This is a genomic window from Mesorhizobium sp. WSM4820 (assembly GCF_055811075.1).
Genome location: NZ_JBVVQN010000004.1, coordinates 55,609 through 79,368, shown reverse-complemented (window position 1 = coordinate 79,368; position 23,760 = coordinate 55,609). Strand labels below are relative to the sequence as shown.

The following is a 23,760-nucleotide window of genomic DNA, read 5'->3' as shown; positions in this document are numbered from 1 at the left end:
AAACTCGTTATATTCTGATGAGTTCTGTTCGCCCCTGTTTGATAAAATGCGCGCTGTGATAGTGGTATGGCAATCCCGCAGTCGGACTAGGTTGTACGTTTTTTGCTCTAGTCTCGATGGCCTAGTCATAAGGTAGTAGTCTATGTCGATGAACTGGCAGTCGCGCAGGTCGGATTTGAACCCAACGGGCAGACTGCTAACTCACATTGCCTCCGCATCGGTGCTGGCTGCTACGCTGATATTTGAAACAAAAGCGTCAGCATACATCGGAGAAGGGTCGAGTTTCCTGGAATTCATTCCAGCTATTATTATCATTTCCTACCTTGAAGACCGTGGTCCTGCGCTTGCGGCAACGGTCCTGATGGTGGCTGCCGGCTTGTGGACACGAAGCACCCTGTATGGTCAGATCTCCGGCGAAGATTGGGCGCGCGCCATTCTGCTTCTGATTTCCGGTGGCGTGATTGCCATGACATTCCATCGGCTGCGACAGGACGTGCGTGAGCTGCTGGAGGTAGCCGAAGCCAGGCTCGCTGCCGTCGAAGCAACCGAAAGCCGCTATCGCTGGGCTTTCGAGCGCGCCGCCATGGGGTTCGCCAACATCAACGACAAAGGTGAGCTGCTGCAATCCAACAGACGGCTCAGCGAGATGACAGGCTACGAGGAGGAGGAGCTTGCCCAATTGCAGCTGGAGACACTCGTCCATCCGGACGACCGTGATGCCTTGGCGCAATTGCTGGCTGGCCTGGGCAAAGACTCTGCTTCGTTCGCTTCGGAGGTGCGTCTGTCAAGAAAGAACGGTTCGGCATTCTGGGCGCGGCTAACGCTGTCTTTGTCCGTGCCCGACGGGGTTCTCTCAGAGACTATTTTCGTTGTGGTCGACGATATCTCGGGACGACGAGCCGTGCACGAAGCGCTTCGGGCTCAGAAGGAGTGGCTGGATCTGGCTTTGTCTGCTGGACGCCTGGCCACGTGGCGGATCGACCTTAAAGACGGCATCGTCACCGGTTCGGGCGCATTCTGGGACATTCTCGGACTGCCCCCCGCCGGCAGCCGCCGGTTGGAGGAACTGTCGGCCGTCATTCATCCGGCGGACTGGCCAAAGCTGGCTGTATCGAGAAAGCTCGCATCGGTCACGAACTACGACGTCGAGATTCGCGTCCGACGACCGGACGGACATATCCGCTGGGTTGCTCTGCGCGGAAGGGAAGAGAAATACGATGATCGTCTACAGCGGCTCGGCGTGGCCGCCGACCTGACCGAGCGACGGCAAACCACGCTGCTGCGTGCCGCGGCAAAGAAGCGGGAGCGCATCATGCTCGAGCAACGCCACAGGTTCATCAACCTGTTCCCGGTGATCACGGCACTGGTGAACATGGTCAATGGTCCCGAGAACAATGTCGCCAGGTACAAGGAGACGCTGATCGACAGGATTCGTTCGCTCGAGGCAACGCATCTGCTGCTTTCGGGCAACAGCAGCGGGTCGGGGTTGCTTCACGATCTCATTGCCCAGGAGTTGCAACCGTATATGGGGACACGCGAAATATCTGTCAGCGGTCCCTCGGTTACGATGTCGGGAGGCGCCGCCGAGAGCTTTGCGATGATTGTTCACGAGCTTGCGACCAATTCCTTGAAACATGGAGCGCTTGGCGATTCAAAGGGCCGGGTCGAGGTAAATTGGACGTTCGCATCGGAAGATGCGGGCGGTGACATCGTGTTCGATTGGGTGGAATCAGGGCGGCGGCGGCCGCCTTCAAAAGTTGTCCGCCATGGTTTCGGTTCAATGATAATCGGAGTGGATGGGGCGCCGCTTGTCGGTCACTCCCCCAAGCTGGAAATGACGGATCACGGGCTGCGCTATTCGCTGCGGCTGTCGCGCAAGGAAATCGGCCCTTGACGCCAGCGGGCCAAGATCGGAAGCGTTAACAACGCCCCTTGCGTATCAAAAGAACGTAGCGCTCTAATTAATTGATATCCCTAGTTAACCATGTCTTCAGCATAACGGCAGCCTCCGTCCGATTCCGCACCCCAAGCTCACGCAAAACCGCAGCGGCATGGATTTTCGTCGTCGCTTCGGCGATCTCCAGATCGCGCGCGATTTCCTTGTTCGAATACCCTTCAGCCATCAGCTTGAGGACCTCCTTTTGCCTCGAGGTCAGCCTGCCAAGATTGCCGGTGGTGGTACGTCGCTGCGGGACAGGCTCGGCGGGAGCAGGTACGTGAGTTGTTTGCGCAGCACCGGGGCGCGACAGAAGTGCAGGGACGTAGATGCGGCCCGAGAGGATTTCGTTGACGGCCATGACGACCTCCTCGTCTTTTTGCGACTTTACGATATAGCCGTGGAGACCGATCGACAGAGCCGTGAGTATCTCCGAGCGTGAATCGTTTCCGGAAACGATGGCAAATCGCGTATCCGGATAAGCCGATAGAATGCCGCTGAGCACTTCCTGATTGAACAATCCCGGCATGTTCAAATCCAGGATCGCAAGGTCAACGGACTCCTGCTCGGCCAGCAGACTGAGCGCGGCGTCGAAACACGACGCCTCAAATATCTCCACACCTGGAATGCCTGCGCTCAGAGCCAAGCGCAGGCCACGACGATACAGGCCGTGATCGTCGGCGATGACGATTCGATACATTGAACTACCCCAACGAAACCTGCATGGATTGAACGGTCACCGGCCTTTGGAGTCGTGGCCAATCACTCGTCAATCCATCCAGTCAACGCCAGCGGTGCCCCAACACCGCAAGCCCAGCTTGCTAATATAATCCTAAAAGGCAGGTAAGGCTCCTCTTTTTTTGAACGCTGTCAACGGGAGCCGCTGGACACGTCGAATCATGCGCTCCTATCCTCCAGGACCATGTGCCAACGCCTTTGAGACGATGCGATAACTCGCGATCGCAAATGCCCATGGCGAGGCGTGTTTTTCGATTGCTGATCGGGAACTTAGTGATTTAACTTCCACTCAATTGTCGGCACTGCGACCGGCAAGACAGGGAGGGAGATGTCGTGAGCGAAGAGATCAGTGTCGCCGAAGCCTACCGCAGAGGCCGCACCATCTTCATGGGGCTGGAGTTGCTCATCGCGCCCGGTGCGCTCGTTCCCCGGCCGGAGACGGAGTTGCTCGGCACGACAGCACTTGATGTTCTGCGGCAAATGAACCTGTCGGCGCCGCGGGTTGTCGACATGTGCTGCGGGGCCGGCAATCTGGCCTGCGCCATCGCGCATTACGCTCCTGCCGCGCAGGTCTGGGCGAGCGATCTCACCGATGGATCCGTCGAGGTCGCGCGCCGCAACGTCGCCCATCACAACATGGCAGATCGCGTGTCGGTGCTGAGGGGTGACTTGTTCAGTGCTTTCTCGGGCTTGGAGCTCGACAGCACGATCGACGTGATCGTCTGCAACCCGCCATACATTTCGGAAAAGCGGCTCGAGGGCGACCGCGCGCATCTGACCGAGCTCGAGCCGCGTGAAGCGTTTGCAGCCGGCCCCTACGGCCTGAGCATCCATATGCGGGTGATCAACGACGCGCCGCGCTACTTGCGGCGCGGAGGCATCCTGCTCTTCGAGGTCGGTCTCGGCCAGGACCGGCAGGTCATGCGTCTGCTGGAGCGCTCCAGGTCCTTCGAGGGGATCCGGGCGGTCACGAACGAAGCCGGCGAGGGAAGGGTGGTTGTGGGACATACCACGCCGTGAGCGTCAGCCATGCCGCAACGGCTGGCTCAATTCGCGGTGTTCACGCTTCTGGCGCGCTCCAGCAAAAAGCAAAAAAAAGGTGGCGCTTACTCGCGTCCCTGATCGGCTTTTTGGGCTTTTCTCGATTTATTCGGTGCTATTGCAAGCCCGCTGTTGTCCGGGTTTGCGTCGGAGACAAAGCTGTATGCAAAGATGTGTCCCCGGTTCTCGTCGGTTACTCGGATCCAATCCTTTTCCCACCTTCGCAGCGTAACATGTCGATCTGTCGACATGGCGGCGGCTTTGAACGGGCTCGGCGCGTTGATGACACGCACCGTAATCACGTCATCGCCCTCCATTTGTTCGACGAGGTACGTCTGCATAAAGGCCTCCCCAGCGCCCACTGCAACCTTAACGTCAGCCAAAAAGTTCGGTTGCAGCGTAGCAAAGAGATTTTCGACAAATGTGACGGACCGAAGAGGCGTGTGGGCCGAGGGTTAGCCCTGGATCGACCAAGCGGCGCGCAGGTCGTTGGCTTGTGCGATCCTGACGCCGCAACCAGTCAGAGCGCCTTTGGTCGCTGTCACGAGCGCGGCATTGTCCTTGGCAGTCGTGCCGTCGGCCAGGGTAAAATTGTTCTCGAAGCCGACGCGGGCATGACCGCCCAGCAGCGCACCGGCCGTAACGCAAGCGGTTTCCTGCCGACCGAAGGCACAGACCATCCAGTGCGCGAAGCGCGGGCGGTCCTGCGCAAGGAAGGGCAGCAGATCGGCCGGTCGCGAAACCTGTCCCGGCGTGTAGCGGCCGAGCACATAGAGCACCGGGATGTCGTCGAAAGGCACCAGACCTCGCTGCCGCATGGCGGCCAGGGCCGACGCCTCTTCGGGCGCGTAAAGGATGATTTGGGGGGCGATCCGCTCGCTTTTCAACCACGCCAGGAACTGCGCGAAATCGGTCTCATGGGCAGCGTCCGGCACCAGTTCACGCAGCGCCAGCGAAACCGCCTCAGGGCGGGCAGCGCGCACCACCGCCATCTGCTCGGCCGGCTCGTAGCGGCCGATCGCTTCGCTGGTGATCTGGATGATCAGCCGCTCGCCCACCGCATCACGTATCGCTTTCGTCGTCTCGCGATAAGCGTGCGCGTCGAGCAAATGGCCGCCGTCGCGGTCGCGGACATGGGTGTGGATCATGGCGGCGCCGGCCTCGAGGCAGGCGGCGGCAGTCCGGGCCAATTCCCAGGGGCCGATCGGCAGGGCAGGGTGGTCTTGCTTGCCACGCCGTCCACCATTCGGCGCAACGGCGATTGCCGTCGGTGCGATAAATCCGGAGCCGGTCACGTCCCTGTTGGCGGTCATAAGCTCAGTCCAATTGTTTCAGTATTGCGCAGTGTGTAACATATGTTGCATGATAGGTTCGCTGCAAATCGCGCCATCGTCAATCGGGGAAGGCATGACACACATCCTGCACCGCCAGATCCATGCGAGCCTGCCCGTCGCGGCGGGCGGCAACGGCATCGAACTGTTCGACCGCGATGGCCGCGCCTATATCGATGCGTCAGGCGGTGCGGCGGTTTCCTGCCTCGGCCACGGCCATCCCGAGGTGACAGCCGCGCTCCATGCGCAGGCCGACAAGCTCGCCTATGCCCACACCAGTTTCTTCACCAACGAGCCGGCCGAGACATTAGCCGACAAGCTCGTCGCCGGCGCGCCACAAGGTATCAGCCACGCCTACTTCGTGTCCGGCGGCTCCGAAGCGGTGGAGGCGGCGCTCAAGATGGCACGGCAGTTTTTCGTCGAGACCGGCAGGCCAGAACGGCGAAACGTCATCGCCCGCCGCCAGAGCTATCACGGCAACACGCTCGGCGCTCTCGCTGCCGGGGGCAATGAGTGGCGCCGCGCCCAATTCCGCCCTTTGCTGATCGACACGCATCACATCGACCCATGCTATGCCTACCGCTACCAGAAAGCCGGTGAGAGCGAGGCGGCCTACGGACTGCGCGCCGCCCAGGCGCTCGAGGATAAAATTCTCGAACTCGGTCCGGACACTGTCATGGCCTTCGTCGCGGAACCTGTGGTCGGCGCGACAGCAGGAGCTGTGCCCGCGGTTCCCGGCTATTTCAGGCGCGTTCGCGAAATCTGCGACCGCTACGGTGTGCTCCTCATCCTCGATGAGGTGATGTGCGGCATGGGCCGCACCGGCACGCTGCACGCCTGCGAGCAGGACGGCGTCGCGCCCGACCTGATGACGATCGCCAAAGGCCTCGGCGGCGGCTACCAGCCCATCGGTGCGGTGCTGCTTTCGCGCCGCATCTTCGACGCTTTCGCCGAAGGCTCCGGCTTCTTCCAGCACGGCCACACCTATATGTGCCATCCGATGGCCTGCGCGGCGGCGCTCGCCGTCCAGGAGGTGATCGCTCGCGACGATCTGCTTGCCAATGTCCGGGCGATGGGAGCGCATCTTTCGCGGCGACTGGGCGAACGGTTCGGCAACCATGCCCATGTCGGCGACATTCGCGGCCGTGGCCTTTTCATGGGTGTAGAGCTGGTCGAGGATCGCTCGACCAAGGCGCCCTTCGAACCGAAGCGGAAGCTCAATGCGAAGATCAAGCGCGAGGCGATGGCGCGCGGACTGCTGGTCTATCCCGCAGGGGGCACGATCGACGGCGTGCGCGGCGATCATGTGTTGCTGGCGCCGCCCTTCATCATAGACGCCGCGGCAATCGACGCGGTTGTTGAACGGCTCGGCGACGCGATAGACGCTGCAGTGGCATAGCGCCAGCGCTCTTCATTCCGGCAGATAGGCCCCGAACGCCTGTAACTCCAGTTCCGTCTCCCTGACGCGAGCCGCGGCAGCCGGCCCGCTGCGAGCCAGCATCGTTGCGGCCAGCGCTTCCACGATAGCCATGGCTGCGGCTACCGACGGGAAGAAGGACGGGCTGTCGGTAGAGAATCGCAAGACAACCTGCGCATGCCGCGCGATCGGAGCAGCCATGCTGTCGACGATCGCGACAATCGGAACGCCGTGTCGTTGCGCAGCCTCCACCACGGGCCCGAGTTCTCGCGAATAGGGCGAAAAGCCGATCGCGACGACCGCTTCCTTCCTTCCAAGCGCTGCCAGATCCGCCTCGATCGCACCGCCGTCGCCGCCGAGCAGCGTGATCTCGCGCCGAAACATCCGGCAGAGATAGACAAGCGCGTGGGCGGGCGCGCGGCAGCTTCGGAACCCGGCGACACGTATGCGCTGAGCCTTCTCCAGTATCGCGCAGGCCCTTGCGATTTCTTCGCTGCCGTTGACGGCTTCGGCCGTCGCCAGATTGGCCACCGTCGTCCTCAGCGATTCGGCGAAGATCGCCTCCGACCGGCGCCTGACAAGCGCATCGGCCCTTGCCGCGAAAGGCGCCTTGCCGGAGCGCAGCCGGTCTTCGAACGGCTTGCGCAGCGCCGCCCAGTCGCCAAAACCCAGTCGCCGCGCCAGTCGCACGAAGGTCGTCGGTGTCACCTCTGATCTCGAAGCCAGCACCCGCATGGACACCAGCGCCACCTCGTCGGGGTGATCGACCAGGAAACGCGCCGCCTTGCGCAGTTCCGAGCTCAATTTTGGGAGTTCGGTCAGTATGCGCGCCAAAAGCGCGTCGAAACCCATCTCCCGACTGTCCATTGTAACAAGCATTTCCCTTGATTGATAAAGCGCAACAATCGTAGCATGCATCGACGTGCCTTGACACCAAAACACCGGACGGCCGCGACGGCACGCAAAGTACCAAGGGAGAACCAGATGAAACATGCCCGGACTGCACGCCTCGGAGCGCAGATCGCCGCCTTGTCGGCGGCGCTGCTGTTTTCGGCCAGCGCAATGGCGCAGCAGAATTTCGTTACCATCGGGACCGGTGGCGTCACCGGCGTCTACTATGCCGCCGGCGGCGCTATCTGCCGGTTGCTCAACAAGGATCGCAAGACACACGGCATCCGCTGCTCGGTTGAATCGACCGGCGGATCGGCATTCAACGTGAACACGATCAAGGAAGGCGAACTCGACTTCGGCATGGCCCAGTCGGACGTGCAGTATAACGCCTACAAGGGGCTGGAATCGTTCAAGGACGGTGGCGCCCATACCGATCTGCGCGCGGTTTTCTCGATCCATCCGGAGCCGTTCACGGTGCTGGCGCATCCCAATGCCGGCGTGACGAAGTTCGAGGATTTCAAGGGCAAGCGTTTCAACGTCGGCAATCCCGGTTCCGGGACGCGCGCTTCCATGGAGCGTCTGCTCGGCGCGATGGGCTGGACGCTGGCCGACTTTTCGCTCGCATCGGAGCTGAAGGCTGACGAGCACGGGCCGGCGCTCTGCGACGGCAAGATCGACGGGTTCTTCTACGGCGTCGGCCATCCTTCAGCGAACATCCAGGATCCGACGACCACCTGCGCCGCCAAGCTGGTGCCGTTAACTGGAGAAGTCGTGGATAAGCTTGTCGCCGAGAATCCGTACTACGCCAAGGCGATCATCCCAGGCGGTCTTTACGCAAACAATCCCGACGATACCGGGACTTTCGGCGTGCTCGCCACGCTGGTCACTTCAGCCAAGGTTCCCGATGAGAGCGTCTACCAATTGACCAGGGCGGTGTTCGAGAACTTCGACGAGTTCAAGTCGCTGCATCCGGCCTTCGCCAATCTCGATCCCGCCAAGATGGTGGCGGAAGGAAATTCCGCGCCGCTGCATCCGGGCGCTGAAAAATACTTCAAGGAGAAGGGCTGGTTGAAGTAGGCTTCGTGACCTGACGACGGGCCGGCGGGTCCAGCTGATCCGCCGGGGCCATCCGCAACAGGAGACGACGTCATGAGCGAAGTGAAGGCACAACCGGCCGGCGTCGATCTCGAAAAGCTCGAACAACTTGTCGCGGAGGCCGACACTGGTGGCCGGCATCCGGCTGGCACGGTCGGGCGAGTCCTGCTGTGGGTTGCAGTCGCGTGGTCGCTTTTCCAGCTCTGGTACGCTTCGCCTTTGCCGTTCGTGTTCGGCTTCGGCATCCTCAATGACACGGAAGCGCGCGCCATCCATCTTGGCTTTGCGCTGTTCTTGACCTTCCTCGCCTATCCGGCGCTAAGATCCTCACCCCGCGATCGCGTGCCGCTGCTCGACTGGGTGCTGGCCGTGGTCGGTGGATTTGCCGGCGCCTACCTCTTTCTCTTTTACGTCGTGCTTTCCGGACGGCCGGGCCAGCCGACCACGCTCGATCTGGTGACCGGCACCGTTGGCATCCTGTTGCTGCTCGAGGCGACGCGCCGTGCGCTCGGCCTGCCGATGGTGGTCGTGGCCTGTACCTTCATCTTCTACACCTTTGCCGGCCAGTATATGCCGGACGTGATTCAGCATCGCGGCGCGTCGCTGACCAAGTTTCTCAACCATCAATGGCTGACAACCGAAGGCGTCTTCGGCATTGCCCTTGGCGTGTCCACGAGCTTCGTCTTTCTGTTCGTCCTGTTCGGCACGCTTCTGGAAAAGGCAGGCGCCGGCAACTGGATGATGCAGATCTCCATTGCGCTGCTCGGCCATCTGCGCGGCGGCCCGGCGAAAGTCGCGGTGGTCTCGTCGGCCCTCAACGGCGTTGTGTCCGGCTCGTCCGTCTCCAACGTGGTTTCAGGCGGCATCTTCACCATCCCGCTGATGAAGCGCACCGGCCTTTCCGGCGTCAAGGCGGGCGCCATCGAGGCTTCAGCTTCGATCAACGGCCAGATCATGCCGCCGGTCATGGGCGCGGCCGCCTTCCTGATGGTCGAATATGTCGGCATTCCCTATGCGGAGATCGTCAAGCACGCGCTGCTGCCGGCGGTCTTCTCCTATATCGCGCTGCTCTACATGGTTCATCTCGAAGCGATTAAGACGGGCCTGAAGACGATCCCGCAGCGTCCGACGCCGGCAAGAGAACGGATGCTGCGGATGGGACTGGGACTGTCGGGCAGCGTTCTCGCCGTCTGTATCGTCTATTACGGCATCATTGCTATCCAGGCTGTCTTCGGTGGGGCCGCGCCGCCGCTGCTCGCGCTCGCCGGCGTCGCTCTCTACGTGGCCTCGGTCTGGTATTCCTCGCGCTATCCGGACCTCGCACTCGACGATCCGAACGCCCCAATCCTGGAACTGCCGCGCGCCTGGGACGTCACGCGGACCGGGCTCGATTTCCTCATCCCGATCGCGGTGCTTCTGTGGTGCCTGATGGTCGAGCAGATGTCGCCCGGCCTCTCGGCGTTCTGGGCGACCGTTTCAATCCTCGCTATTGTCGCCACCCGCAAGCCGCTGATGGCGCTGTTCCGTCAAGAAAATCTCGCCGCCTCGGTGCGGGCTGCCTGGGACGATCTGATCGACGGATTGGCGCTCGGCGCCCGCAACATGATCGGCATCGGTATCGCCACGGCCACCGCCGGCATCGTCGTCGGCACGATCACGCTGACCGGTCTTGGCCTGATGATGACGGAACTCGTCGAGTTCATCTCCGGCGGCAACGTCATCCTGATGCTGATCCTGATCGCCGCGATCAGCCTTGTGCTCGGCATGGGCATCCCGACCACCGCAAACTACATTCTGGTCGCCACGCTGATGGCCCCGGTCGTGGTCGATCTCGGCGCCCAGGCCGGACTGCCGATCCCGCTGATCGCGGTCCACCTGTTCGTCTTCTACTTCGGCATCATGGCCGACATCACCCCGCCCGTCGGGCTGGCCGCGTTCGCGGCGGCGGCGATTTCCAAGGAGGATCCGATCGCCACCGGTTTCCAGGGCGCCCTCTATTCGCTGCGCACGGCGATCCTGCCGTTCGTCTTCATCTTCAATCCGGCGATCCTGCTGATCGGAGTCGACACCTGGCCCCAGACGATCTGGGTGGCAACCGTGTCGCTGATCGCAATATTGCTGTTTTCAGCGGCGACGATGAACTGGTTCGTGACGAAAAGCCGCCTGTGGGAAAGCGCGGCGCTGCTGCTCATCTGCTTCACGCTGTTTCGGCCGGACTGGTGGCTCAACCAGGTGTCGCCGCCTTACGAGGAGTTGCCGGCGAGCGAGTTCCTGTCGGCGGTGGCGCAGACGCCGGCCGATGGCCGCATCAATTTCGTCGTCGAGGGCGTCGACCTCATGGGCGATGATGTCCGCAAGACGGTCAACGTGCCGCTCGGCGAGCCGGGCGAGCCGCTGGAGCGGCTGCGCGGCATCGGCCTTACCATCGCGCAAGCGGGCGACGCGCTGATGATCAGCAATGTCGATTTCGGATCCTACGCCAAGCGCATCGGGCTGGATGTCGGGTATGACGTGGTGGCGGTGCTCAGAAAGGCCGACCAGCCCTCGAGCCTCATTCCGATCGGCCTGGCGCTCGCTGCGACCGCCGGCGTCGCCGGGCTGCAGTTTGCGCGGGCGCGCAAGCAGGCCGACAGGAAGGAAACCGGGCCGGCGCGCTGAAACCGGAACGGTTGATACAGTTGGGAGGCGCCGGGAAAACGCCTCAGTCGGCGGTCAGCACGACCTTGACGCTCCGCGAGCGGTCGGAGGCCAAGGCAAACGCATCGCGGGCCGAGGCGAGGGGGCGTTCGGCGGTCACCAGATTCAGGACATCGATATCCCCGCTGACGATGAGGTCGACCGCCTCGTTGAATTCTGCGCCGAAACGAAACGTGCCGTTTAGATTGATTTCCTTGGCCATCACAGCATTGGCGGCCACCGGGATCTGACCACCCGGCAGATTGCCGACCTGAACGACCGTGCCGCCACGCCGGACGCTGGCGATCGCAGCTGCGAGACCGGCGGCGGTGCCTGAAATCTCAAACGCGACATCGATCATCTTGTCGGCCGCGAGCGCCTTGAGTTCGTCGTCGCCGCCGAACAGGTTGATCGTCCTGTTTGCTCCAAGTTTGCTGGCGAAGGCGAGCGGCGCCTCGGCTATGTCGGCGACGGTGAGCTCGCCACAACCCTTGAGCCTGGCGGCGAGCATGGTCAGGAGCCCAATGGGGCCGGCGCCGATCAGGATGACGTTGCGGCCGGCAATGTCGCCGGCCCGCGCCACGGCATGCAGGCTGACGGCGAGCGGCTCGGCGAGCGCCGCCGCCTGGTAGGCGACATCAGGCCGGACTTTGATGCATTGCGCCGGCGTGGCGTCGAACAGGCTGGCAAAACCGCCTTGCATGTGCGGCGTTTTCGACGCCGAGCCCATGAAATAGATGTTTTCACAGAGATTGGCGCGGCCCTCCGCGCATCGGGGGCATTGTCCGCACCAGCGCGACGGGTTGACCGCCACGCGATCACCGACGGCAAGTCCTGGCGCGTCCGCGTTGATTTCGACGATCTCGCCGGCGACCTCGTGGCCGAGCACGAGCGGCGATGTGACGACAAAATCGCCGGTCCGCGCGTGGCGAAAATAGTGCAGGTCGGAACCGCAGATGCCGCCGGCGCCAAAGCGCACGCGCACCATTCCGGGCGCGAGCGGGCCGAGCGGATGCTCGACGACGCGCAGATCCTCAGGGCCAAAAAGCGTTGCGGCGATTGGACTGTCGATCAACGGATCAGCCCCATTTGCGTCGGCAGCCACAGCGTGATGGCGGGGACGAAGGTGATCAGGATCAGCGCGACGATCAGCGGCACGAGCCAGGGCAGAATTGCCATGGTCGTACGCTCAACCGACAGTTTTGCGACCCGCGAGAGGACGAACAGCACCATGCCGAGCGGTGGATGGAGCAGACCGATCATCAGGTTGAGCGTCATGATCAGACCGAAATGCACCGGATCGATGCCGTAGAGAACCACGATCGGCAGGAGGATCGGCACAAGGATCGTGATGGCGGCGATCGTGTCGAGAAAACAGCCGACGACCAGCATCAGGATGTTGACCAGGATCAGGAACACCCATTTGTTTTCGGTCAGCGATGTGATGAAGACCGAGAACAGCTGCGCCGCCTGGCTGACCGTGAGCAACCAGGCGAAGATCGATGCCGCGGTGACGATGAAGAGGACCGACGCGGTCGTCTCGATCGTGTCGAAACTGGCCTTGGCGAGGGCTGCGAGTGTCATCGTCCGATAGCGCACGAGTCCGAGAAACAACGACCAGATGACGGCGGCCATGGCCGCTTCGGTCGGGGTGAACCAGCCCATGGTCATGCCGCCGATCAGGATGATCGGCGTCATCAACGCCATGACGGCGGAAAAGTCGAAATACCAGTCGCAGGCGATCAGGATGACGAGCACGAGGCCAACGGCAATGTTGAGCGACAGTCCCATCTGGACAAGGACATAAACCGCCAGCGGAAAGCAGCACACGACGGCAACCTCGATCGAGGCGGCGGCGAGCCGGTTCAGTTTGAACGGCGTGTCCGAACCCCAGCCCCGGCGGTGGGCGAAGATCGCGACCGTCACCATCATCAGCGCCGTCATGACGACGCCGGGCAGGATGCCGGCCATGAACAGCGCGCCGATCGAGACGTTGGCCATCATGCCGTAGATGACGAAGGGCAGCGACGGCGGGAAGATCGGGCCGAGCGTCGAGGAGGCGGCGGTGACGCCGACCGCCGCCTCCACGGGATAGCCGTGGTCCTTCATCGCCTTGATCTCGATGGTGCCGATGCCGGCGGCATCGGCAAGGGCTGCGCCCGACATGCCGGCGAAGACCACCGATCCGATGATGTTCACCTGCGCGAGGCCGCCCTTCATCCAGCCGACAAGCGCCAGCGCGAAGGAATAGATCCGCCCGGTGACACCGGCGATGTTCATGAGATTGCCGGCGAATATGAAGAACGGCACGGCAAGCAGCGGAAAGCTCTCGACACCGGCGATCATGCGCTGCGCGGCGATGATGTCGGGCGCCACGCCATAGAAGACGAGATAGAGCAGCGACGACACCGCCATCGACACAGCGACAGGCACGCCGACCAGCATCAGGACGAGAAAGGCTCCGATCAGAAGCAGCATGGCCTATTCCCCCAATCCGTCGAACGCGGCGGGGCGCTCCAGCGCCGAGTAGCCACGGCGAATGTTGCCGATGAAGACCTGGATGGCGCGCAGCATCATCAGCACGAAACCGGCGAAGACGGCGTAGAAGACGACGTTGCGCGGCAGGTTGATGGTGACCATCCGCTCGCGGTGGACGATCCCGACATAGCGCCAGAGGAGCCAGGACATGTAGGCGAAGAAGCAAATGGTAATCACATTGACCGCGAGCGCCAGGTAGCGCCCCGCCCCAGCGGGCAGATAGTGATAGAGCACGTCGACGTGGATGTGGCGCGTGGTGCGCGTGCACATCACCGAGCCCAGGAAGACCACTACGACGAGGCAGTTGATGGCGATCTCCTCGGTCCAGGCAAAACTGTTGTTCATGACGTAGCGCGTGAAGAACTGCAGGAACACGCAGAACGACATGCCCCAGAACACGGCGAGCGTGACCCAGTCCTCTACCGCGTATCGCGACAGATCGATGGGCGGCACTTCTTCCTCGAAGGCATGCGCCAGTTCTTCTGCTGTAACCTGGGTGTGGACCTCTTGGGTCATCGGCAAGCTCCGGGCACTGTTGGACAGCGGGCTCGACAGACCCGACGCGCTTGTCGCGCCGGGCCCGGATCGATGCGGGTTACTTGACGGCGCGGATCGCCTCCCAATCCTCCTTGCGGTAGCCGAACTCGTCGAACGTCACCTTCTCCATCACGTTCTTTTCGAAATCGGCGCGATCGACTTCGGTGACGGTGAGACCGCGCTCCTTGAAGGTTTCAACCAGGGCCTTCTCGCGATCGACGATGATCTTTGTCGCTCGCGCGGCGGCTTCCTGCATCACCTCGGTGAAGATCGCCTTGTCCTCGTCCGACAATTGCGACCAGCGCGATTGCGACACGATCGTGTTGAGATGATCGACGATGTGCCCGGTCAGGATAATGTGCTTTTGCACTTCGTAGAACTTCTTGGCGTCGATCGTCGTCAGCGGGTTTTCCTGCGCTTCCACCGTGCCCTGCTGCAAGGCGAGATAGACCTCGGCGAAGGCGATCGGCGCGGTGTTGGCGCCGCAGGCGCGCGGCATGGCGAGATAGGCCGGCACATCAGGCACGCGGATCTTCAGGCCCTGCATGTCGGCGCATTTCTCGATGGGCCGGTTGGAGGTCGTGTGACGCGTGCCGTAGTAGGTGGTCGCCGTGATGTGATGGCCGGAGGCCTCTTCGAAGCCGGCGGTCAACTCCTTGTATTTGTCGCTCTTGGTGTAAGCGAGCAGGTGATCCGCGTCGCGGAAAGTGAACGGGAAGTAGGTCACGCCGATCGGCGGGTATTCGCGGGCGGCGAAGCTCGATCCGGAGATGATGATGTCGACCGTGCCGAGCGTCAGCCCCTGGTTGATGTCGGCTTCCTTGCCGAGTTGCGAAGCTGGGAAGACATCGATCGTATAGCGGCCGTCGGTGCGCTTCTTGATCTCTTCTGCCGCCCACACCGACTCGGTGTGGAAGGGTTCGGACGTTTCGTAGACGTGGGCCCATTTCAGCGCGGTTTGTGCAGAGGCCGAAGCCATGGGCAGAGCGATTGCGGCGATCGTGCCGAGCAGAACGGCGTATTTCCTCAACATCATATTCCTCCCTGTGAATGGATTGACGGTGCCGACAGGATCCTCCCGGTCGGCTGACTCCTATCCCGCGGCCTCCTTGGCCGCGGATTTCTCACCGAAATTGCGTGAGAATCTCAGTTGCGACTGACGCAGATGTTCCTGCATCGCGGCTTTGGCCCGTTCAGGCTCGCGCGCCGCGATCGCGTCGCGCACCGCGCGATGCTCCTCCGCGGCGGCCCGCCAGGACTCCCTGTTCTCGAAATAGCTCGACAGGCGTTCGAAATATGGGTTCATGCGCTGATCGAAGAGCTCGCCGATGCAGCGCACCAGAACGGCGTTTCCGAGAATGCCCGCCACCATCGTATGGAACTCGCGGTCGAGCGCGATCGTCATTTTGGTCGGGCGAGGTATGTCCTCCATGCGGCGCAGCACGTCGTCCATATGTTCGATGTCGATAGGCCGAGCATGGAGGGCAGCTTCGGCGGCGATCGCCCCTTCGATGAACTCGCGTGCCCGCAACAGCTCGAACGGGCCTTCATCCATTTCTGCCGTCAAAATTTCGGCACGCGGCGGTTCGGTGACGTAGATGCCCGAGCCGACGCGAATGCGTATGCGCCCCTCGACCTCGAGCGCGATCAGCGCTTCACGGACGGTCGGGCGGGAGATGCCAAGCTGATCGGCCAGCTCGCGCTCGGTCGGCAGCCGATCGCCGACTGCGAACTCGCCCGCGTCGATCAACTGCCTGAGCTGATCGGCGATCTGTCGGTAAAGTCGACGCGGTTCGACGGCCTGGATCGGCATTGTTACCCAGTTCTACTTCAACGGAATCATCTGGCTGATCCCGGATCGGTAAATTGGTCTGACCTATTGATCGAAACCTGCCGCGAAAAAGGCTGAGAGTCAAGCAGCAGAGAACGCCGATGGAACCCATTCTCGGTCTCCACCCGCCGCCCTGTCCGGCAATTACGGAGACTTCCGTCCAGAGCGGACCTGCCCGCCGGTCGATGAGCAAGCAGCATCATTGGTCGCCGTCGGTTTTCGACGATGGCCGGCCACGAGAATGATGCTTGAATAGCCGTGTTGAGCGCATTCCGGCACATGCACAGTTCTGATCGTCAATGCCCCTTTCGGAAAACAGTCCCGTAGCATACTTTCCATGTCGACCGCATCGAGCATGGGGCTTGGGAACGCCCTGCCGCCCACGAGATAGCTGTGCGTCTTGCCGAGAGCGGCAACAAGAAGCGTGCCGCCAGGCCGCACCAATTCAATGATCCGCCTCATGTATAGTTGCCACTCTTCGAGATCGGCCGTGGCCGAATCTGCGCAGTAGGCGCTCAGAACGGTGGTATAGAGCCGTTGCGCATCCGCCAGCGGCCTATTGTTACGAATGTCGACCTCCAGCAGGGTTGTGATCCTGTTGCGCGTAAGGCGTTCACGATCAAGAATATCTTCCCAGGTGGGATCCGCCATGCCCTCGCATTGAAGAGTGTAGCTGACGAAAGGCTTCCAGTCGTGCGCACCTTCGTCTTGTTCGACCCAGCGGGAGATTTCGTCGAGATTGCATCGAAGATAGTCTCCGAGATGAATTTCGGAGACCTGCGTCGTAATCGGGAAGACGTGGTGAAGCGTCGGACCGACACCGAAAACGAGCACCGATTCACCGACTGGTATCCGTTGCGCGGCCTCAGCAAAAAAGGCGATCGTATGTTGCTCGTCGACTTCGACAGCACTGTAATAGTCGGCGAGGTATTCCGCTGGGGACCATGCATTTTCGAACGACGTGTAGGGTACTGCCTTTTGAAGAAGCACGCGGGTCGACCAGCCGAGCCCGTATTCATAAGCCGCCGCACCGGCATTGGCGCCGGCCAGGAAAACCAGTGCCTCTTCTCCGGAAACAGCGTCGCTGGCGAGGGCGAGACCGAAAGCGCCGATGTAGTAGGGCGTTTCCTTGGCAAGTTCGAAGACGACGTATCCTGCTGCGCTCAGAAACCGGCGAATTCGGACGCGCATGGTTCTGCGTCCTGTGAGATCATAGGCCAACTTGGATAGAATACTGCTGCTGGTTCCTGTCATTTCCAGCAGCCGCCAGTTCGCAGCCAGGCTGGACGAAAGGCCGCACGCCCAAAGTACGTATGAGGCGCCCAGCACGATGGCGGCGGCGTGGATGCCTATGCCAGAAAGCTGGCCGGACGCTACGAGCAACACCCCCGCAGCAGTGGCAACCGTGTCGAGCGCGTAGGTCGAAACCGCATTCGCGACGATCGTCGCCGACCACTTCTTGATCCGCGTGGCCGAGCGGAACGTCTCGGCGAGATCAGCCACCGGCGCCGACGACGCGATTGCGCGCCGTCTTCCATTGCTTGCTGCCGTCCTCGGCCATAGCTATCGCATTCTTTGCTAATACGTACGGTATGTATCTACACTATGCTTGCCAACGTTCCGCCTGTCAAGCTAAGAGTACGTACCGTACGCACGTATCGAAGAGGCAAGAATGGATATGGTGGAAGTGATCAACGGACGCTCGCCGCTGTCAAAGGCAGATGCGCGCAAACGATACGTCGAAATCGGTGAACTCGTCGTTCTGAAGCAAATCCAGGACGATTCCGCAAAGCTGGACGATCGCGCGATCGCGATCGGACCATTTGCGCGACTTGATGCCAGTGCGGCCGCCGCGCACGATGGCAAGACGCGCGGCGCTGTTACCAATCTGTTTGGCAGTCAGGCCGCCTATCAGACGGAGACGATGGCGTTGGCGCTCAGTGCGATCGCCTGGATTGAGCAGATCGAGTATCCATCGCCGGATGACTTCGACACTGCTGACGAATGGGTTGACGCGTTCTTTTCCGGCCAGTCGGACCGCGGTCCGCAGCACGGCGCGGAGCCAACCGTAAACTATGCTTTCTTGTGGGCGCTATGGCTGAGCACCGTACCATATGGGCTATGGAGCGAGGACATATCCCGAACGGGTCTTGCAGAATACCGCCAATGGGTAGCTCAACTCAAGGACGTCTTCGCTGACGCCCTCGATCATTTTGACTTGGCGATGGGGGAGGGGATGACGGTTCTGGACCTGGCGAGCGCGACCGCAAGTCTGATCGAGGGTATATGGCTCAACCAGTGTTTGACCCTGAACCACCCGAGCGACCCGTCGGAACCTGTCTCTGCGGCGCTGCGGCGCGCTGGGCGGATGCTGTGGCGCGGCGCGACCAGGCCACGCGCCGATTGAAAATCGAGCCGCTCAAATGAGCCTATCCCTGCCGCAGCCGACCAGTGCTTCTTCAGAATACGAGCTCTCGGCCAGAAGACAGGGCTCATCACCAGTTGGTGCGGCGGTGCTCGGCTTCATGCGAAGCCTCGCGCTGCTTGGTCCGCTTACCGTACCGCAGATCGCACAGATGCGGCCCACCGGCCGTCAGCGCATGCAGCGGCTGGCGGATGAGCTTGCGGCCGAGGGACTCGTGAATTCATCGAGAATCCGAGGCACCGGCGCTCCAAGCTCGTCCGGCTGACGCGCAAAGGCGACGCGGGCTACCGCGAGATGAATACCCGGCTCCTGGCGATCGCCTCGACCATGGGCGTCGCTCTCAGCGAAGCCGATATCCGCGAGACCGCCAACATCGTGCGGCAGCTGAGCAATGATGGAAAGCGCGATCGGAGCGGCTGTCGTAATGTGCCACTCGTGGCGGCCGATCATGCTGCGGCGATTTCGGCACCGTGGCATATGTCATAGACTGAGAAGGGGCCGCCAGGGCAGCCGCGTCACCGAGCCAGTGGATAGGTCTGCGGCGACTTCCGATATGCCACTTCGCAGCGCGGCGAACAAAACCACGGTCCTTCCGGGGCAGCCCGTTGATAGGACGCATAAGGAGCATGCATCTTGCACACGGGATCGATCCAGGCCGGGTCAGGCGACGGGGCAAGCTCGATCTCGTAAAGAGGGATTTCGTCAGCGACCGACCGCAGCGCCACCTTTCCGAGATCCTTCACCAGGATGCCTTTGGCGGCAGCGGCGTCGGCAATGGGTTGAGTTGCCAGCAATTGGCCGGGGGACGCAAGCGCAGCAATGCGTGCTGCTATATTGACGGTCGATCCAAAGATGTCATTTGCCCTGCGGACGACCGGCCCATGGTTCAGCGCTGCCCGAGTGAGCGGCAGGCGCGGTTCTTTTCTGCACGCCTGCAACAACGCTCCAAGTCCCTGGATGGCGACTTCCGGCTCGGGAAACGACAGCATTGCCTCGTCACCGATCCATTTAATCGGAGGTCCATAACCACTAAGCGCCTCGCGGACCATGCTCTCGAAGATCTCGAGCACATCGATTGCCGCTGCATCTCCATAAACGTCCGCGATGGCGCTAAAGCCCGCAAGATCGATGAATGCCACCGTAGCCGAAGCGCCGACGGAACTCTGCGTCTGGCTCATATCCCTGTCCATGCGAAGTTATTTAATGCCTGTCACACGGTTTCGCGAATCTCGGACGCGATCGTCAGAGCTCCAGGGCGTCGGTACGCCACACCGCAGACCTCCCTTCGAGTGAAATTGGAGAAGGCGTTAGCCGCCTGTTTCCTCGGGAACACTTTGGTCTCGCAAAGTGTTTTGCCGCGTGGCAAAGGCGAAAGGGAGCGTGAACATGCGCGCAGTCATCATTGGTGCAGGCATCGCCGGACTTGCAGTTGCCAAGGGCCTGCGACTCCTCGGATGGGAGACCGAGATTTACGAGCAGGCGAGCGAACTGAAACCTCTGGGTGCGGGTCTCAGTCTCAGCGCCAATGCGCTTCGTGCCCTTCGTACGCTCGGGCTCTACGAAGCGGTTGTTGCCGAGGCGCAGCCAATACACAGGCTCGATCTTCTCGACGACAAGGGACAAGTTCTCCAATCCACGGATTTTCAGCGCTTCAGTCAGAAATATGGTCACCTCAGCATGGCCGTGCTGCATCGTGGCGATCTCCACAAGGCCCTTCTTTCGGAACTACCACGTTCTATCATCCGCACCGAAATGGAATGCGTGGATGCTCGGCAGGTTGGCGACAACATCGCCCTGCGCTTTGCGAATGGGGAGATCGTGGAAAGCGAGCTGGTGCTCGCTTGCGATGGCATTCACTCCGCGGTTCGTAGAGCGTTGTTTCCCCAATCGCGCGAGCATTTCGCTCGCTACGCTTGCTGGCGCGCGATCGCGCCCGGTTTCCTGCAAGGAATGGACCCGGCGCGTCTTACCGAAAGCTGGGGGGCCGGAAAACGCATCGGTCTGGCCGCGATCCCCGGCGAAAGGGTCTACTGGTTTGCCTGCTGTGGCGCAGACCAACGGGACGACCCCAGGCTGGCTCGGGCCGATCTTGCAGAAGTGCAGGCGATGTTTTCCGGATTTCACGAGCCAGTCCCGGAGGTCCTCGATCGGACCGCGGAGGACTCGCTGATCTGGACGGACATTCTTGATCTCGATCCAATGCCCTCGTTCACGCGCGGAAGAGCGGTTTTGCTTGGCGACGCCGCGCATGCGGTGACGCCCGATCTGGGACAAGGCGCCGGACTTGCCATGGAAGACGCGGCCGTTCTTGCTGCGTTGTTCGGGCGACTTCCGGCCGACCGGGCCATCCGCGAGTATGACAAGCGCCGTCTCGACAGGGCACATAGGGTCGCGGCTGAATCGCGCCTCTATGCGAAAGTGGCGCAGTGGCAGAACCCTCTTGTCGTCCCGCTACGCAACTTGCTGGTAAAGAGCATACCGGAGCGTTTGATGGACCGGCAGCTCGAGGCGGTTCTCGATATAGATTTCGAGCCTGTCAGGAACGCCGCCTAGCGCCGGCGATTAAACGCACACCAATCGTCCAATTTTTCTTGTCGGCGGCATAGTGGCCAAGGCCCTGGCGGCAGGTGAAGGGGCGCCCATCTCATCCTGCGGCAGCCCACAGGGGGACACGCTGGCCATCTCGCGGCGGAAGTAAGCGATCATTTTGCAGAAAGCCACTTGACCTTCCAGTAACTGGAAACCGTAGGTGGAAGGGGAGTTGCCCATTTAGGAGTGCCCCATGATCGACCGTCACGATGATGCCACCCACACCGACGCATCGCATGGCTCGTGCTGTTCCTCGCACGCGCCGGCCGCTGCCTCAATCGTCGTCACTCGCGATCCAGTGTGCGGCATGACAGTCGATCCAGCGGCGGGAAAGCCGTCAGCGACCTTGGGCGGCCACAGCTATCATTTCTGTTCGGAAGGCTGCCGGACCAAGTTCCAGAAGGAGCCAGAAGCCTTTCTGAATGCGACCGATCCGGTTTGCGGGATGAAAGTCGAGCGCGCCACGGCGAAGCATTTCGTGCGGCATGAGGGCAACGGTTTTTACTTCTGCTCCGCCGGGTGCAAAGCCAAGTTCGAGGCCGATCCTCAGAAATATCTGAGCGGCCAGCCAGCGCCGGAGCCGATGCCGAAGGGCACGCAATATACTTGTCCGATGCATCCCGAGATTGTCCGCGACAAGCCCGGCTCCTGCCCGATCTGCGGCATGGCGCTGGAGCCGATGGGCGTGCCGACCGGCGACGAAGGTCCCAATCCGGAACTCGTCGACTTCACCCGCCGCTTTTGGGTAAGTGCCGTCCTGTCGATCCCGCTGCTTCTGATCACCATGGGACCGATGCTGGGCCTGCCGTTCCGCGACTGGCTCGGCGAACATCCGGCAGCCTGGATTGAGTTGGCGCTGGTGACCCCGGTGGTGCTCTGGGCGGCGATCCCCTTCTTCCATCGCGGCTGGGAGTCGATCGTCAACCGCAGTCCGAACATGTGGACGCTGATCTCGATCGGCGTCGGCACCGCCTATGTCTACAGCGTCGTGGCGACGTTGTTCCCGGATGTCTTCCCGCACCAGTTTCGCGGCCACGGTGGCACGGTTCCGGTCTATTTCGAGGCAGCCGCAGTAATCGTCGCGCTGGTCTTTCTCGGCCAGGTGCTGGAACTGAAGGCAAGGGAGCGCACTGGCTCCGCCATCCGCGCGCTGCTCGACCTGGCGCCGAAGACGGCACGGCGGATCGGGGCGGACGGTTCGGAGGCAGACGTGCCGCTCGATGAAGTCAAGGCTGGTGAGAGGCTGCGTGTGCGGCCCGGCGACAGTGTGCCGGTCGACGGCACCGTGCTCGAAGGCCGCTCCTCGGTCGACGAATCGATGCTGAGCGGCGAACCTGTCCCCGTCGAGAAGACGCAAGGCGACTTTGTGACCGGCGGCACGCTCAACAAGAACGGAACGCTGGTCATGCGCGCCGAAAAGGTCGGCGCCGATACGATGCTGTCGCGCATCGTCGAAATGGTTGCCAAGGCGCAGCGCAGCAGAGCGCCCATCCAGGGACTTGCCGACCGCGTCTCCTATTACTTCGTGCCTACTGTCGTTCTGGTCGCCATCGTCGCCTTGATCGTCTGGGCCATCTATGGGCCTCAGCCGAGCATGGTCTTCGCCATCGTTTCGGCCGTCTCGGTGCTGATCATCGCCTGTCCCTGCGCGCTTGGGTTGGCGACGCCAATGTCGATTATGACCGCCACGGGACGCGGCGCGCAGGCTGGCGTGCTGATCAAGGAGGCCGAAGCGCTGGAGCGCTTCTCCAAGGTCGACACGCTGATCGTCGACAAGACCGGCACGCTGACCGAGGGCAAGCCCAAGTTGACCGACGTCGTCGGGTTCGATGGCTTTGACGAGGCCGAACTTCTCGGCCTCGCCGCCAGCCTCGAGAAGGGTTCGGAGCACCCGCTTGCCGAGGCGATCGTCGATGGCGCGCGGGAGCGCGGCGCGACCGTCGAAGACGCAGCGGATTTCGAGGCCGTCACGGGCAAGGGCGTCACGGGAACGGTCAAGGGCCGCGCCGTTTCGCTCGGCAATCAGGCGCTGATCGACGATCTGGGCATCGGCCTGGAGGTGGCGAAGGAGCGTGCCGACGCGCTGCGTTCCGACGGCAAGACGGTGATGTTCGTCGCGGCCGACGGCAGGCTTGCCGGTTTCGTCGCCGTGGCCGATCCGATCAAGGTGACGACGGTGGAAGCGATCCGCGCCCTGCATGACAGCGGACTCAGGATCATCATGGCGACGGGCGACAACGAGCGCACAGCGAAAGCGGTGGCGGCGAAGCTCGGCATCGACGAGGTGCGCGCCGACATGCTGCCGGAGAGCAAGAAGGCGCTGATCGACGAACTACATGCGAAGGGCGCGGGCGTCGCGATGGCCGGCGACGGCGTCAACGACGCACCGGCGCTGGCGGCGGCCGATGTCGGCATCGCCATGGGAACCGGCGCCGACGTGGCGGTCGAGAGCGCCGGCATCACGCTGGTCAAGGGCGACCTCAACGGCATCGTCCGGGCGCGGCGGCTGTCGCAGGCGACGATCCGTAACATCAAGCAGAACCTGTTCTTCGCCTTCGTCTACAACGCACTCGGCGTGCCGGTAGCGGCGGGCATCCTCTACCCGATCTTCGGCACGCTGCTGTCACCGATGATCGCGGCAGCGGCAATGAGCCTTTCGTCAGTTTCCGTGATCGGAAACGCGCTGCGACTTCGTTCCTTGAAGCTTTGAGGTCA

At 62.0% G+C, this 23,760-nt stretch carries 20 protein-coding genes; 9 read left to right on the top strand and 11 right to left on the bottom strand.

Features of this window, described 5'->3' with window-relative positions:
* Positions 1 to 142 precede the first annotated feature (142 nt).
* Positions 143 to 1,894, top strand: a complete 1,752-nt coding sequence (locus tag AC0L2R_RS08425; protein ID WP_473508435.1) for a PAS domain S-box protein — start codon at positions 143 to 145, stop codon at positions 1,892 to 1,894.
* Positions 1,895 to 1,961: 67 nt separating this feature from the next.
* Here AC0L2R_RS08425 and AC0L2R_RS08420 read toward each other — a convergent pair whose 3' ends face one another.
* Positions 1,962 to 2,636 (bottom strand): LuxR C-terminal-related transcriptional regulator, encoded by a 675-nt coding sequence (locus tag AC0L2R_RS08420; RefSeq protein WP_091593852.1) that lies wholly within the window; start codon positions 2,634 to 2,636, stop codon positions 1,962 to 1,964.
* A gap of 371 nt (positions 2,637 to 3,007) precedes the next feature.
* On the opposite strand from AC0L2R_RS08420, the gene AC0L2R_RS08415 reads away from it, so the two are divergent.
* Entirely contained in the window at positions 3,008 to 3,694 is a 687-nt protein-coding gene (locus AC0L2R_RS08415; protein WP_473508434.1) for a N5-glutamine methyltransferase family protein, read from the top strand.
* 86 nt (positions 3,695 to 3,780) lie between these two features.
* On the opposite strand, the gene AC0L2R_RS08410 is transcribed toward AC0L2R_RS08415, so the two are convergent.
* A complete protein-coding gene (locus AC0L2R_RS08410; protein ID WP_287051813.1) occupies positions 3,781 to 4,056 on the bottom strand; it encodes a hypothetical protein in 276 nt (91 codons plus the stop codon).
* Between the two features lie 114 nt (positions 4,057 to 4,170).
* Positions 4,171 to 5,028 (bottom strand): beta-keto acid cleavage family enzyme, encoded by an 858-nt coding sequence (locus AC0L2R_RS08405; RefSeq protein ID WP_473508433.1) that lies wholly within the window; start codon positions 5,026 to 5,028, stop codon positions 4,171 to 4,173.
* A gap of 94 nt (positions 5,029 to 5,122) precedes the next feature.
* Between AC0L2R_RS08405 and AC0L2R_RS08400 the strand changes: the two genes are divergently transcribed.
* Positions 5,123 to 6,445, top strand: a complete 1,323-nt coding sequence (locus tag AC0L2R_RS08400; RefSeq protein ID WP_473508432.1) for an aspartate aminotransferase family protein — start codon at positions 5,123 to 5,125, stop codon at positions 6,443 to 6,445.
* A gap of 12 nt (positions 6,446 to 6,457) precedes the next feature.
* Here AC0L2R_RS08400 and AC0L2R_RS08395 read toward each other — a convergent pair whose 3' ends face one another.
* Positions 6,458 to 7,330 carry a MurR/RpiR family transcriptional regulator gene (locus tag AC0L2R_RS08395; protein ID WP_473508431.1) on the bottom strand — a complete coding sequence of 291 codons (873 nt, stop codon included), beginning with the start codon at positions 7,328 to 7,330 and terminating at the stop codon, positions 6,458 to 6,460.
* 117 nt (positions 7,331 to 7,447) lie between these two features.
* Here AC0L2R_RS08395 and AC0L2R_RS08390 point away from each other — a divergent pair, with 117 nt between their 5' ends.
* Both AC0L2R_RS08390 and AC0L2R_RS08385 read left to right on the top strand, forming a co-directional pair.
* Positions 7,448 to 8,431, top strand: a complete 984-nt coding sequence (locus tag AC0L2R_RS08390) for a TAXI family TRAP transporter solute-binding subunit (RefSeq protein ID WP_473508430.1) — start codon at positions 7,448 to 7,450, stop codon at positions 8,429 to 8,431.
* Between the two features lie 72 nt (positions 8,432 to 8,503).
* A complete protein-coding gene (locus tag AC0L2R_RS08385) occupies positions 8,504 to 11,107 on the top strand; it encodes a TRAP transporter permease (protein ID WP_473508429.1) in 2,604 nt (867 codons plus the stop codon).
* Between the two features lie 43 nt (positions 11,108 to 11,150).
* On the opposite strand, the gene AC0L2R_RS08380 is transcribed toward AC0L2R_RS08385, so the two are convergent.
* The 6 genes from AC0L2R_RS08380 to gntF form a co-directional block, all read right to left on the bottom strand.
* Positions 11,151 to 12,200, bottom strand: a complete 1,050-nt coding sequence (locus AC0L2R_RS08380; RefSeq protein ID WP_473508428.1) for an L-idonate 5-dehydrogenase — start codon at positions 12,198 to 12,200, stop codon at positions 11,151 to 11,153.
* Positions 12,197 to 13,603, bottom strand: coding sequence for a TRAP transporter large permease (locus tag AC0L2R_RS08375; protein WP_473508427.1), 1,407 nt, complete (start codon positions 13,601 to 13,603; stop codon positions 12,197 to 12,199). Before AC0L2R_RS08375 ends, AC0L2R_RS08380 begins: the two co-directional genes overlap by 4 nt.
* 3 nt (positions 13,604 to 13,606) lie before the next feature.
* Entirely contained in the window at positions 13,607 to 14,179 is a 573-nt protein-coding gene (locus AC0L2R_RS08370; protein WP_473508426.1) for a TRAP transporter small permease, read from the bottom strand.
* Positions 14,180 to 14,258: 79 nt separating this feature from the next.
* The gene (locus AC0L2R_RS08365; RefSeq protein WP_027151856.1) at positions 14,259 to 15,233 is read right to left on the bottom strand and encodes a sialic acid TRAP transporter substrate-binding protein SiaP; all 975 of its coding nucleotides are present in this window, start codon (positions 15,231 to 15,233) and stop codon (positions 14,259 to 14,261) included.
* A gap of 60 nt (positions 15,234 to 15,293) precedes the next feature.
* Entirely contained in the window at positions 15,294 to 16,013 is a 720-nt protein-coding gene (locus AC0L2R_RS08360) for a FadR/GntR family transcriptional regulator (protein WP_473508425.1), read from the bottom strand.
* A 162-nt stretch (positions 16,014 to 16,175) separates the two neighbouring features.
* On the bottom strand, positions 16,176 to 17,534 hold the full coding sequence (gntF, locus tag AC0L2R_RS08355) for a guanitoxin biosynthesis pre-guanitoxin forming N-methyltransferase GntF (RefSeq protein WP_473508424.1): 1,359 nt from the start codon (positions 17,532 to 17,534) through the stop codon (positions 16,176 to 16,178).
* 169 nt (positions 17,535 to 17,703) lie between these two features.
* Here gntF and AC0L2R_RS08350 point away from each other — a divergent pair, with 169 nt between their 5' ends.
* A complete protein-coding gene (locus AC0L2R_RS08350; RefSeq protein ID WP_473508423.1) occupies positions 17,704 to 18,438 on the top strand; it encodes a hypothetical protein in 735 nt (244 codons plus the stop codon).
* Between the two features lie 312 nt (positions 18,439 to 18,750).
* On the top strand, positions 18,751 to 18,942 hold the full coding sequence (locus AC0L2R_RS08345) for a hypothetical protein (RefSeq protein WP_473508422.1): 192 nt from the start codon (positions 18,751 to 18,753) through the stop codon (positions 18,940 to 18,942).
* A gap of 29 nt (positions 18,943 to 18,971) precedes the next feature.
* Here AC0L2R_RS08345 and AC0L2R_RS08340 read toward each other — a convergent pair whose 3' ends face one another.
* On the bottom strand, positions 18,972 to 19,595 hold the full coding sequence (locus AC0L2R_RS08340; protein ID WP_473508421.1) for an adenylate/guanylate cyclase domain-containing protein: 624 nt from the start codon (positions 19,593 to 19,595) through the stop codon (positions 18,972 to 18,974).
* A gap of 247 nt (positions 19,596 to 19,842) precedes the next feature.
* Here AC0L2R_RS08340 and AC0L2R_RS08335 point away from each other — a divergent pair, with 247 nt between their 5' ends.
* Both AC0L2R_RS08335 and AC0L2R_RS08330 read left to right on the top strand, forming a co-directional pair.
* Positions 19,843 to 21,009 (top strand): FAD-dependent monooxygenase, encoded by a 1,167-nt coding sequence (locus AC0L2R_RS08335; protein WP_473508420.1) that lies wholly within the window; start codon positions 19,843 to 19,845, stop codon positions 21,007 to 21,009.
* A gap of 229 nt (positions 21,010 to 21,238) precedes the next feature.
* Complete coding sequence (locus tag AC0L2R_RS08330; RefSeq protein ID WP_473508419.1) at positions 21,239 to 23,755, top strand: heavy metal translocating P-type ATPase; 2,517 nt, start codon at positions 21,239 to 21,241, stop codon at positions 23,753 to 23,755.
* Positions 23,756 to 23,760: the final 5 nt, after the last annotated feature.

Excerpts from the sequence above, each read along its gene's own strand:
- AC0L2R_RS08360 (WP_473508425.1), bottom strand. The coding sequence starts at position 16,013 with ATGCCGATCCAGGCCGTCGAACCGCGTCGACTTTACCGACAGATCGCC.
- AC0L2R_RS08330 (WP_473508419.1), top strand. The coding sequence starts at position 21,239 with ATGATCGACCGTCACGATGATGCCACCCACACCGACGCATCGCATGGC.
- AC0L2R_RS08375 (WP_473508427.1), bottom strand. The coding sequence starts at position 13,603 with ATGCTGCTTCTGATCGGAGCCTTTCTCGTCCTGATGCTGGTCGGCGTG.
- AC0L2R_RS08365 (WP_027151856.1), bottom strand. The coding sequence starts at position 15,233 with ATGTTGAGGAAATACGCCGTTCTGCTCGGCACGATCGCCGCAATCGCT.
- AC0L2R_RS08410 (WP_287051813.1), bottom strand. The coding sequence starts at position 4,056 with ATGCAGACGTACCTCGTCGAACAAATGGAGGGCGATGACGTGATTACG.
- AC0L2R_RS08345 (WP_473508422.1), top strand. The coding sequence starts at position 18,751 with ATGAATACCCGGCTCCTGGCGATCGCCTCGACCATGGGCGTCGCTCTC.
- AC0L2R_RS08395 (WP_473508431.1), bottom strand. The coding sequence starts at position 7,330 with ATGGACAGTCGGGAGATGGGTTTCGACGCGCTTTTGGCGCGCATACTG.
- AC0L2R_RS08370 (WP_473508426.1), bottom strand. The coding sequence starts at position 14,179 with ATGACCCAAGAGGTCCACACCCAGGTTACAGCAGAAGAACTGGCGCAT.
- AC0L2R_RS08420 (WP_091593852.1), bottom strand. The coding sequence starts at position 2,636 with ATGTATCGAATCGTCATCGCCGACGATCACGGCCTGTATCGTCGTGGC.
- AC0L2R_RS08390 (WP_473508430.1), top strand. The coding sequence starts at position 7,448 with ATGAAACATGCCCGGACTGCACGCCTCGGAGCGCAGATCGCCGCCTTG.
- AC0L2R_RS08335 (WP_473508420.1), top strand. The coding sequence starts at position 19,843 with ATGCGCGCAGTCATCATTGGTGCAGGCATCGCCGGACTTGCAGTTGCC.
- AC0L2R_RS08385 (WP_473508429.1), top strand. The coding sequence starts at position 8,504 with ATGAGCGAAGTGAAGGCACAACCGGCCGGCGTCGATCTCGAAAAGCTC.
- AC0L2R_RS08400 (WP_473508432.1), top strand. The coding sequence starts at position 5,123 with ATGACACACATCCTGCACCGCCAGATCCATGCGAGCCTGCCCGTCGCG.
- AC0L2R_RS08350 (WP_473508423.1), top strand. The coding sequence starts at position 17,704 with ATGGATATGGTGGAAGTGATCAACGGACGCTCGCCGCTGTCAAAGGCA.
- AC0L2R_RS08425 (WP_473508435.1), top strand. The coding sequence starts at position 143 with ATGTCGATGAACTGGCAGTCGCGCAGGTCGGATTTGAACCCAACGGGC.
- AC0L2R_RS08405 (WP_473508433.1), bottom strand. The coding sequence starts at position 5,028 with ATGACCGCCAACAGGGACGTGACCGGCTCCGGATTTATCGCACCGACG.